The following is an 8,698-nucleotide window of genomic DNA, read 5'->3' as shown; positions in this document are numbered from 1 at the left end:
GCCGCTTGCATGGGCATGAGCCCATGCGGCGCACTCGGCGCATCCACTCACACCGATTGCACTCCAATGCGATCTTCAAAAAGACATTGAACAGGCTCTAAGGCAAAGCGGTGTGGACGCCGGCCCGTGCGGATTGGTTCCGCTGGCGGCCCCCGGCGACAATCGGGGGCCATGACAAAGAAAAACATTCTCCCCCTGCAACTGCTGGTTGCCCCCGACAAGAACGACCCCGCGCCGCTGGTGCTGTACCACGGGCGCGGCTGCCCCGATGGCTTTGGCGCCGCGTTGGCCGCGTGGCTGTACTACGGGGACCGTGCAGAGTACCTGGGGCTGGACCACGGCGATGTCAAGACCGTGCAAGACCTTCCGCCCGTGGCGGGCCGCACGGTGTACGTGCTGGACTTCTCCTTTTCGGCCGAGATCCTGCAGGCGATCGACGCCCAGGCCGCCAAGCTGGTGATGCTGGACCATCACAAGAGCGCCGCCGAGAAGCTGACCGGCTTTGCCTGCCGCTGCGGCGTGGTGCACTTCGACATGGACAAGTCGGGGGCGCGCCTGGCGTGGGAGTTCTTCCACCCCCACACGGCCGTGCCCGCCATGCTGCAGTACGTGGAGGACCGCGACATCTGGAAGTGGGAGTTCCCCGAAAGCGCAGCGTTCCTGTCGGCCCTCGACATGGAAGCGCAGACCTTTGCGCGCTGGGGCGAGATCGTGGCCTTCGACCCCGAACAGCTCACCGCCTTCATGGCGCGCGGCGCCGCCATGGACGAGAAGTACCGCAAGATGGCCGCCGACATTGCCGAGGGCGCGCAGCCGCTGGTGTTCAACGGCATTGCGGGTCTGATGGTGAATGCGCCGGGCATGTTCCACAGCCTGGTGGGCGACATGCTGTCGGCCAAAACGGGCACCTTTGCGCTGATGTGGAGCGCGGGCGAGAAAGGCGTGAAGGTGGGGCTGCGCGCGCAGCGCAATTTCGACTGCATTGCCCTGGCCGAAAGCATGGGCGGCGGCGGGCACGCGCAGGCCTGTGGATTCAAGATGAAGGTGGAGCGCCTGCCGGAGCTGCTGAGCGGCACCTTCAACGCCACGGCTGCATAGTTGCCGGGCGGTGACTCAGCCGCGCTGTGTTGCCGTCCAGTGCTCTCAACGGGCGTTGGCGGCTTCCTCAAACCGGTCCACCTTGAGTAGCGGCCGAAACGCCAGCATCCAGCCGCCCACCACGCCCAGCGTGCACAGCCCGCCCACCACGGCGGCCGGCACCGCACCCAGCCAGGCGGCGCTGGTGCCCGCGCGGAACTCGCCCAGCTCGTTGGACGAGCCGATGAACAGCATGTTGACCGCGTTCACGCGCCCGCGCATCGTGTCGGGCGTGGAGAACTGCACCAGCGCGCCGCGGATGTACACACTCACCATGTCGGCCGCGCCCGCCACCAGCAGGGCTGCAAACGACAGCCAGAACAGCGTGGACAGCGCAAACACCAGGTTGGCCAGGCCGAACACCGCCACCGCCAGAAACATGGTGCGGCCCACATGGCGGTTGAAGGGGCGCAGGCTCAGGTACAGCCCTGCGCTCACCTCGCCCACCGCCATGGCGCTGCGCAGCGCGCCCAGGCCTGCCGGGCCCACGTGCAGCACCTCCTGCGCATAGATGGGCAGCAGGGCCACCACGCCGCCCAGCAGCACGGCAAACAGATCGAGCGAAATGGTGCCCAGCACGATGGGCCGCGAGCGGATGAACACAATGCCTGCGCCAAAGCGCTGCCACATCGTGCCCTGCGCGGGGGCCGGGGGCGCGGCGTGCGCCACCGCGACGCGCAGCAGCAGCAACGCCCCCAGCACAAAGCAGGCGCAGCACACGGCATAGGTCAGCTCACCGCCGCCCAGTGCATACAGCAGGCCGCCCAGCAGCGGCCCGCCAATGCTGGCGGCGCGCATCAGCATGCTGTTGGCGGCAATGGCCTGCGCAAGCTGCCCGCGCGGCACGATCTGCGGCAGCAGGCTTTGCATGGCCGGCCCCGAGAACGCACGTGCACAGCCATACAGCACCAGCACCGCATAAATGCCCGCCACCCCGCTGGCGCCGTGACCCGACAGCCACCACAGCAGCGCGCTGCACACCGCGCCCACCGACCAGGCCAGCGCCAGGATGCGGCGGCGGTCAAACCGGTCGATGAGGTCGCCCGCCGGCAACAGCAGAAAAAGCATGGGCAGGAACTGCGCGAGGCCCACATAGGCCAGGGCCAGCGGCTCGCGCGTCAGGTCATACACCTGCCAGGCCACGACCACAGCCTGTACCTGGGTGGCCACCACCGCCACCACACGGGCCGCCAGAAAGGCCATGAAGCCGGAGTGCCGGTAGACGCTGCCGTCAGAGGGGGAAGGCGCGGGTGCGGGCACGGAGGACGCGGGAGCAGCGGCAGGGGCGGAAGGTGGAGCAGAAGAACCAGGCACGGAACGGCGGCGCAAGCGCAAAGAGGGCAAGAGGGCACGGGGGCGAGAGGGCAGCCCACGATGTTATTCGACGCCACCCGAGGCACCGGCTGCGCACGGCGCCGTGGGGGCGGCGCTGTCCTAGCGGGCGTGGCGCCTGCGGTAGTCCCAGGGCGCCTGCGGCCGCTTCTGCGACCACAGCCCGGCCCCGCTGGACCGGGCCTGGTGCTGCAAGGGGGCCAGGTGTGGGTGGTGCTGGGCATAGGGCGCATACACCCAGGCCAAGCCGGCCCGCAGCTGGGCCGATGCCACATCGGTGCCGTTGCAGCGCACGTTGGCCACCTTGCGGCCATAGCTGTCCTCGTCCAGCCACTGCAGCGCAGCGTTTTGCCGAAAGCACAGCCGGGCCAGGTTTTGCCGCGACTTCTGGCCGAAGGCCTGGCGAAGCTCCGGCGCATCGATGGCGGCCACCCGCACCCGAACCTGGGTGTAGGTGCCCGGCGCGCCGCAGCGTACGGTCAGGGTGTCGCCGTCGCCGATGGCAACGACCAGGCAGAAGAGGGAGGCAGCAAGGGGCACGGCAGCGAGGGATTTGGCGAAAACGGCAAAAAGGCGGAAACCCCGGGGGGCGACGAACAGGCTGGGGCTCCACCGTCTGGGTGGTGGGTGCCCAACTGGCGCCAAAAAATAGGGGTCAAATTGGCGCCTGGCGCTTATCCATAAAGCGCTATAAGCTATCAATAGTGTAGCTGCTGCCGTGGATGCGCGGCGCGCGCAGGCTCACTGACATGCGGGTGCCCGTGCGGCTTTCTAGAATGTTGGAACCCATTGCGCCCGTCACCATCAGAGCCGCAGGACATCCCTGTTGGATCTGCCAGCCACCCCAGCCCTAGGAGTTTTTGGTCTTGAGTCGTTCCATTGCCCGCACACCTGCCCCTGCGCAGCCCACCCCTCCACGTGCTTGGCGCGCGGCTGCTGCACGGGCGGCAGCGGCGCTGGGGGTTGCCACGCTGGCGGGGCTGGCAGGCTGCAACGCCACGGTCAGCAAGTTCGAGGCGCCGGAGAGCTTTGGGTCGGTGGGCACCTATTCCCGGCTGTTCGACGCCACCCCGGGCCAGACCTGCGAGGCTTCGCGCCGCGCGTTGCTCAGCCAGGGCTACGTCATCACCACCACGGCCCCCGATCTGGTCGAAGGCAAGAAGAGCTTCCAGCCCGAGGCGGAATCGCACCTGCAGATGGTGGTGCGCGTGGTGTGCGTGCCCGAGGCCAACAACGGCAAGGTGAGCCTGGGCTTTGTCACCGCCCTGCAGGACACCTATGCCCTGCGCAAGACCAACAATTCCGCCAGCCTGGGGGTGGGCGCCATCGGCTCGGTGTCGCTGCCGTTTTCCGCCAGCAGCGAATCGCTGGTGAAAGTGGGCAGCGAGACCATCTCCAAGGAAGGCTTTTACGAAAGCTTCTTCGACCTGGTCAAGCGCTACATGGCGTTGGGCGAAGACGCTTTTTCGAACTGAGGCGCGCGCAGGGCAAAGCCAGGGGCGCACCCTTGGCGCACCCTTGGCGCGCCATGGGCGCCGCCCGCGCCCCTTCACGGCCCCTTTACTTTTGCCCTGGCTTGGCACACCATGGCGCGATGCGGCCCCCGGGGCCGCGGCGGGCTTGCAGCGCCGCACTGCCCCGCACAGCACCGCACCGCACGATGCCCGTCCGCCGCACGCAGCGCCATCCGCAGGAGACCCGCCATGGATTCCGTCAACCCGCTTTCGGCCTCGACCACCCCACGCTATCCAGCCACGCCGCGCAACACCGCACCCGGCGATGACACCGCCACCCGGGGCGTGGCGCCTGCCAATGGCGCTGCCGCACCGGCGCCGCAGCAGCCCGGTGCAGCCACCACCGTCACGCTGAGCCGCCGCGCGCAGGAGCTGGCAGCCCGCCAGGCCGCCGACGAGGCGCGCGAGGCCTCGGAGACCTCGCAGGCGCAGCAGGGCCGCGAAGTAGCCGAAGTGGCCGAAGCCGCCCAGCAGACCCGCCGCACGCAGGCCGCCGACGCGGCAGACCAGGCCGCCCAGCAGGCCGCCGACGCCAGCAGCCCGCGGGCCCAGGCCGATGCCCAACTGCGCCGCGCCTACGCAGGCGCCGAGGGTTCATACGCCCGCTAGGTGGCGCACCCGCCCCCGTCCATCGTCCGTCTTTTCTTGTTTCATTGAACTTCCATGGCCAGCTTTCCCGCAGCAGTCTCTGGCGGTGCCGGCGCCTCGTCGCTGGCCCTGCAGGCCGCCCGGCGCAATGCCCAGCAGGCCGAGCAGGTCGCGCGCACCCTGCGGTCCGAGGCGCAGTCCGCCCAGCGCAGCGCCGACGCGGAGCAGGCCCGCGCCGACAGCCTGAAGGCGCAGTCGGCCGACGCGGACGACCGGTCCGCCGGTGCGCGCCGCAACGTGGCCTCGGTCAGCCAGGCGCAGCAGGTGGCCGCGGCGCCGCCCCGCACCGTGCCTTTCATGAATGCATCCGGCCAGGCGACGGGGCTGCTGCTGAACGCCGTGGCCTGATCACCCGCGCACTTCTTCCCACGCGCCCGGCGCCAGTCCCTCCAGCGAATACGGCCCGATGGCCGCGCGGATCAGCCGCAGCGTGGGGTGGCCCACGGCGGCGGTCATGCGCCGCACCTGGCGGTTGCGGCCCTCCTGGATGATGAGTTCGACCCATGCGGTAGGGATGGCCTTGCGCTCGCGGATGGGCGGGTGGCGGTCCCACACCGCCGGGGCCGGGTCCAGCCGCCGGGCCCGGGCGGGGCGGGTGGGGCCGTCGTTCAGCACCACCCCGCTGCGCAGGGCGGCCAGCGCGGCTTCGTCCGGGATGCCCTCCACCTGCACCCAATAGGTCTTTTCCATCTTGAAACGCGGGTCGGCAATGCGCGCCTGCAGCGCGCCGTCGCTCGTCAGCAGCAGCAGGCCCTCGCTGTCGGCGTCCAGCCGCCCGGCCACGTACACGCCGGGCAGGTCAATGTGGTCCTTCAGGCCGCGCCACCGCCCCTCGGGCGTGAACTGGCTGAGCACGCCGTAGGGCTTGTTGAATCGGATCAGGCGAGGCGGGGTCATGGGCGGCAGGGCAGGCAGGCGGGCGGCGAAGGCCGCGAAGGTGGGGGGAGGCCGCCGAGCATAGCGCCCAGCCGCAGCGCCACCCGCGATGCGGGGAGCCGTCCGACAGGCACGGGCGGCCTCGTGGCGGGGTGGGGCAGGTCGATGGTGGTTAAAATACGCCTTTCGCGCTTGTGCAGCTTTGGCTGATAGCTATGAATTCAATAGCTATTCATCTGGGCAAGTGTTCACCTGACCCCTTCAAGGAGACACCGCCATGACGACCACCATCACGTTGGACATTGCCCAGACCATCGGCGTCGCCGCCGTGCTTCTGGTGGTGGGCGAGGCGCTCAAGCGGCGCGTGGGCGTGCTGTCGCGCTACTTCATCCCCGGCCCCATCATCGGCGGGCTGCTGTTTTCGCTGGTCGCGCTGGTGGGGCACGAAACGGGGTGGTTCGCCTTCCAGTTCTTCGACAGCATTCGCGCGTTTCTGCTGCTCGTGTTCTTCACCACCATCGGGTTTTCGGCCAGCTTCGAGCTGCTCAAGAAAGGCGGCGTAGGCGTGGCGCTGTTCCTGGGGGCGGCCGTGGGCCTGGTGGTGCTGCAAAACCTGCTGGGCGCGGGGCTGGCCACCGCGCTGGGCGTGCACCCGCTGATCGGGGTGGCGGCGGGCTCCGTGTCGCTCACGGGCGGGCATGGCACCTCGGCGGCTTTCGGGCCGCTGCTGGAGCAGGCCGGTGCCGTGGGGGCGCTGCCTGCGGCCATTGCCGCAGCCACCTTCGGGCTGGTGGCGGGCTGCGTGATCGGCGGCCCGCTGGGCTCGCTGCTGCTGCGGCAAAACGGGCTGCAGCCGCCGGTGGCGGGGGGCGCATCGCTTCAGACCAAGGCCGTGGGCACGGGCATCCTGCCCGCCGAGATGCCCGCCACCGCGCCCGAGGCCCGCGCCGGCAGCAGCCACACGGGGATGTACGCCGGCATCCTCATCGCCGTGTCGATCGGCGCAGGCACGGTGCTGGTCAACGCGCTCAAGGACATCGGCATCACCCTGCCCGCGTACCTCGGCCCCATGCTGGTGGCCGCGCTGGTGCGCAACGTCATCGATTGGCGCAATGGCGAGTTGCCGCTGCGCCAGTTTGAGGTGGTGGGCAACGTGTCGCTGGCGTTCTTTCTGGCCATGGCGCTCATGTCGATGAAGCTGTGGGAGCTGGCCGAGGTGGCGGGGCCGCTGCTGGCCGTGCTGCTGGCGCAGACGGGGCTGATGTTCGCGTTTGCCTACTTCATCACCTTCCGCGTGATGGGGCGCGACTACGACGCCGCCGTGATCGCGGCCGGCCACTGCGGCTTTGGCATGGGGGCCACGCCCAACGCCATGGCGAACATGCAGGCCTTCACGGCGGCCAACGGCCCGTCGGTCAAGGCGTTTTTCGTGATCCCGCTGGTGGGCTCGCTGTTCATCGATTTCTTCAATGCGATGGCCATCACCGGGTTTTTGAACTACCTGAAGTGAGGCGGCTGCAGAGCCCCGCAGAAGCGCCATCGGGCGCGGCGTGAAGGCCCGCAGGGCGCGCGCCTCTGGCGGCATTTGCCTACAGAGTGTTACGTGGGCGCCCACCACAATCGCCGCATGAAAACAGCGCCTGGTCGCCGCCGCTCGAAGATGTCCATTGTTCTCCTGACCGCCCTGGTCACCGGCGTGCTGGTGCTGCTGGCCCTCAACTTCACCTCGGGCGAAAAGAAGGTGCAGCGCCAGCTGCCGCGCCTGTACACCACGGCCAGCCCGCAGTTCGACCGGGCCATGGGCCACCTGCTCGGCCCGGGCGTGCTGCCGGGCAATGCGGTGAAGGAGCTGCTCAACGGCGACGAGATCTTTCCGCCCATGCTGGCCGCCATCCGCGCCGCCCAGCACAGCGTCACGTTCGAAACCTACATCTACTGGTCGGGCGACATCGGCAAGGCCTTTGCCGATGCGCTGAGCGAGCGTGCGCGTGCCGGCGTGCCCGTGCATGTGCTGCTCGACTGGGTGGGCACGGCCAAGATGGAGGAGAGCTACCTCACCGACATGAAGCAGGCGGGCGTGAAGATCGAAAAGTTCCACAAGCCCCACTGGTACAACCTGGCGCGCATGAACAACCGCACCCACCGCAAGCTGCTGGTGGTGGACGGCACGGTGGGCTTTACCGGCGGCGTGGGTATTGCGCCCCAGTGGACGGGCCAGGCGCAGGACCCGGAGCACTGGCGCGATTCGCACTACATGGTGCGCGGCCCCGTGGTGGCGCAGATGCAGGCCACCTTTCTCGAAAACTGGCTCAAGGTGACCGGCGAGGTGCTGCACGGCGACCGCTACTTTCCGCCGCTGGAGCCCGCAGGCACCCAGCGCGCGCAGATGTTTTCCAGCTCACCCTCCAGCGGCAGCGAAAGCATGCAGCTCATGGTGCACCTGGCCATCACCGCGGCCGAGCGCAGCATCGACCTGTCGGCCGCGTACTTCGTGCCCGACGAACTGACCCGCAAGCTGCTGATGGACGCCGTGGCGCGCGGCGTGCGGCTGCGCATCATCACGCCCGGCGAATACACCGACACCGAGACCGTCAAGGCCGCATCCCGCGCCACCTGGGGCGAGCTGCTGCAGGCCGGTGCGCGCATCTACGAATACCAGCCCACCATGTACCACTGCAAGGTGATGATCGTGGACGGCATGCTGGTGTCCGTGGGCTCCACCAACTTCGACAACCGCTCGTTCCGCCTGAACGACGAAGCCAACCTCAACGTGTACGACCGCGCGTTTGCCGAGCAGCAGACCGCCGTGTTCGAGGACGACCTGCGCCACTCGCGCGAAGTGACTTACGAAGACTGGCAGAACCGGCCGCTGCGCGAGCGTGCGGCGGAGTGGATGACCCGGGTGCTGCGCTCGCAGCTGTGATGCATGGGCAGGCGCGCCGGCTGCGCTGCAGGTGCGTGGCGGGCAAGGCGTGGACCTGTTCACCCGTGAAGTTGTGAAGCCGTGACCTCGTGGATCCGTCTATCCTTGGACCAGTGGACCAGTCAGTGGACCAGTGGACCAGTGGTCCAGTCGAACAGTCGAACAGTCGAACAGTCGACCGGCGGATGAGCGGATGAGCGAATCTGTGAAAGATCTGAATCCCCCCAATCCGTTCACGCTGAGCCTGTCGAAGCGCTGCGCGAGCTTC

General features: G+C 68.7%; 9 protein-coding genes. 6 read left to right on the top strand and 3 right to left on the bottom strand.

Features of this window, described 5'->3' with window-relative positions; translation table 11 throughout:
• Window positions 1-171: 171 nt before the first annotated feature.
• Window positions 172-1,098: a DHH family phosphoesterase gene (locus ACOQFS_RS04420; RefSeq protein ID WP_421561733.1), complete on the top strand. Its 927-nt coding sequence runs from the start codon at window positions 172-174 to the stop codon at window positions 1,096-1,098.
• Window positions 1,099-1,143: 45 nt separating this feature from the next.
• Here the strand turns inward: ACOQFS_RS04420 and ACOQFS_RS04415 are convergent, their stop codons facing one another.
• Window positions 1,144-2,397, bottom strand: a complete 1,254-nt coding sequence (locus tag ACOQFS_RS04415; protein ID WP_421561735.1) for an MFS transporter — start codon at window positions 2,395-2,397, stop codon at window positions 1,144-1,146.
• Window positions 2,398-2,571: 174 nt separating this feature from the next.
• On the bottom strand, window positions 2,572-3,009 hold the full coding sequence (locus tag ACOQFS_RS04410; RefSeq protein ID WP_421561732.1) for a thermonuclease family protein: 438 nt from the start codon (window positions 3,007-3,009) through the stop codon (window positions 2,572-2,574).
• 416 nt (window positions 3,010-3,425) lie between these two features.
• On the opposite strand from ACOQFS_RS04410, the gene ACOQFS_RS04405 reads away from it, so the two are divergent.
• From ACOQFS_RS04405 to ACOQFS_RS04395, 3 genes are all read left to right on the top strand, one after another.
• Complete coding sequence (locus ACOQFS_RS04405; RefSeq protein ID WP_421561734.1) at window positions 3,426-3,944, top strand: DUF2242 domain-containing protein; 519 nt, start codon at window positions 3,426-3,428, stop codon at window positions 3,942-3,944.
• A gap of 228 nt (window positions 3,945-4,172) precedes the next feature.
• Entirely contained in the window at window positions 4,173-4,592 is a 420-nt protein-coding gene (locus ACOQFS_RS04400; RefSeq protein WP_421561731.1) for a hypothetical protein, read from the top strand.
• A 54-nt stretch (window positions 4,593-4,646) separates the two neighbouring features.
• Window positions 4,647-4,979: a hypothetical protein gene (locus ACOQFS_RS04395; RefSeq protein WP_421561730.1), complete on the top strand. Its 333-nt coding sequence runs from the start codon at window positions 4,647-4,649 to the stop codon at window positions 4,977-4,979.
• On the opposite strand, the gene ACOQFS_RS04390 is transcribed toward ACOQFS_RS04395, so the two are convergent.
• Complete coding sequence (locus tag ACOQFS_RS04390) at window positions 4,980-5,528, bottom strand: pseudouridine synthase (protein WP_421561729.1); 549 nt, start codon at window positions 5,526-5,528, stop codon at window positions 4,980-4,982.
• Between the two features lie 256 nt (window positions 5,529-5,784).
• Between ACOQFS_RS04390 and gltS the strand changes: the two genes are divergently transcribed.
• Both gltS and ACOQFS_RS04380 read left to right on the top strand, forming a co-directional pair.
• Entirely contained in the window at window positions 5,785-7,017 is a 1,233-nt protein-coding gene (gene gltS / locus ACOQFS_RS04385) for a sodium/glutamate symporter (RefSeq protein WP_421561728.1), read from the top strand.
• Window positions 7,018-7,167: 150 nt separating this feature from the next.
• The gene (locus tag ACOQFS_RS04380; protein ID WP_421561727.1) at window positions 7,168-8,430 is read left to right on the top strand and encodes a phospholipase D-like domain-containing protein; all 1,263 of its coding nucleotides are present in this window, start codon (window positions 7,168-7,170) and stop codon (window positions 8,428-8,430) included.
• The last annotated feature ends 268 nt before the right edge of the window (window positions 8,431-8,698 follow it).

The sequence above is a fragment of the Paracidovorax sp. MALMAid1276 genome (genome assembly GCF_049198005.1).
Classification (GTDB): domain Bacteria; phylum Pseudomonadota; class Gammaproteobacteria; order Burkholderiales; family Burkholderiaceae_C; genus Acidovorax.
The sequence above is the reverse complement of the archived record's forward strand: the minus strand, read 5'-3'. Positions and strand labels throughout refer to the sequence as shown.

Bases quoted from the DNA above. Each gene is read 5' to 3' on its own strand.
- ACOQFS_RS04420 (WP_421561733.1), top strand. From the start codon at position 172: ATGACAAAGAAAAACATTCTCCCCCTGCAACTGCTGGTTGCCCCCGAC.
- ACOQFS_RS04400 (WP_421561731.1), top strand. From the start codon at position 4,173: ATGGATTCCGTCAACCCGCTTTCGGCCTCGACCACCCCACGCTATCCA.
- ACOQFS_RS04395 (WP_421561730.1), top strand. From the start codon at position 4,647: ATGGCCAGCTTTCCCGCAGCAGTCTCTGGCGGTGCCGGCGCCTCGTCG.
- ACOQFS_RS04390 (WP_421561729.1), bottom strand. From the start codon at position 5,528: ATGACCCCGCCTCGCCTGATCCGATTCAACAAGCCCTACGGCGTGCTC.
- gltS (WP_421561728.1), top strand. From the start codon at position 5,785: ATGACGACCACCATCACGTTGGACATTGCCCAGACCATCGGCGTCGCC.
- ACOQFS_RS04380 (WP_421561727.1), top strand. From the start codon at position 7,168: ATGTCCATTGTTCTCCTGACCGCCCTGGTCACCGGCGTGCTGGTGCTG.